Genomic DNA, 1,139 nt, shown 5'->3' on the forward strand with positions numbered 1-1,139 from the left:
GAGCTTAGACAAGTATTTAAAGACATCACTGCTAAAGGGGCCATCGCAACACTTCGGCTTTTCCCATCTCCGATGGAACTGGGTTCCATGAAGCCTGAAGAGATCGTGGCCGGGTGGAAGTTACTGATGAAGCGACAGCCTGGATTAAAGAAAGCCTATTTACTCCTCAATGTAGCCAGGAAATCAGTTGGTACAAGGCAAGCATTAGAAGCTTATAAATTTCATCTTGAACAATTACTCGAAGAGTATGACCTTGCGGTTCAACAACTTGAAAGAGTTGAGCTGGCAATCAAGGATGAACTCCCTAAAATTCCTTTCGCGAATAAGTTACTTATGATTAAGGGAATTAGTGAAATTTCGTTAGCTGGTATTTTAGGGGAAGCAGGAGATTTAAGTGGTTTTTCACACGGCAACTCTTTACTTCGCCATGCAGGACTCCATCTAGCCGAAGCCAGTTCAGGGAAGTGGAAAGGGCAAATTATCATTTCAAAGCGTGGAAGATCAAGGTTAAGACGTTTCCTCTATTTAGCTACTATGAGTCTGGTAATGAACAACCCAGAATTTAAAGCACTCCACTCGAATAATGTTAAGGTCAAGAAAATGAAAAAAATGAAATCTATAATGAAGCTGATCGGGAAGTTAGCTAGGATTTTTGTAGGGATTGCGCGGAAAAACGAAGCTTATTGTGCCAAGAAGGTCCAGCCGTTAACTGAGTTGGCAGCGTAGTTCAATTCACTTTTTCTCGAAGAGAATCATTACCCCTTATATTTTTAAAGATCGAGTGTTGGCTTTTTCGCAGGATTTCAAATATGTACGGAGTACCAGGTTTGTTCAACAAAAGGGCCCTGACCCATCAGGTTAGCATAACTGGCCTCCACCCCTTGGATAGGCATGACGAAGGAATGAGAGGGCAATTGACCCGTTGAGACATGGGAGGGAAAGCCTCCAAGGGCTGGCGTGGAGAAGTACATCATATGGTAGAATTTGGAGTATAATCCTACTCCTCTATTTAACTATGTCTTCACGTAGCCATTTGTCCAGAATCTACTCTTTTCAATTTAGAAATATATATCCATGGGGGATGAAATCCTGCGAATAAGCGAGCATTCGTGAGTAAACCGTATTAAACTGAGGGAGTT

At 42.1% G+C, this 1,139-nt stretch carries 1 protein-coding gene; it reads left to right on the forward strand.

Features of this window, described 5'->3' with window-relative positions; all coding sequences use genetic code 11:
• Positions 1-726 (forward strand): transposase (locus tag JI665_RS28180; protein ID WP_206846287.1); only part of this gene is annotated, 726 nt, incomplete at its 5' end.
• Positions 727-1,139: the final 413 nt, after the last annotated feature.

Source organism: Bacillus sp. NTK034, assembly GCF_017303275.1.
GTDB lineage: Bacteria > Bacillota > Bacilli > Bacillales > Cytobacillaceae > Cytobacillus.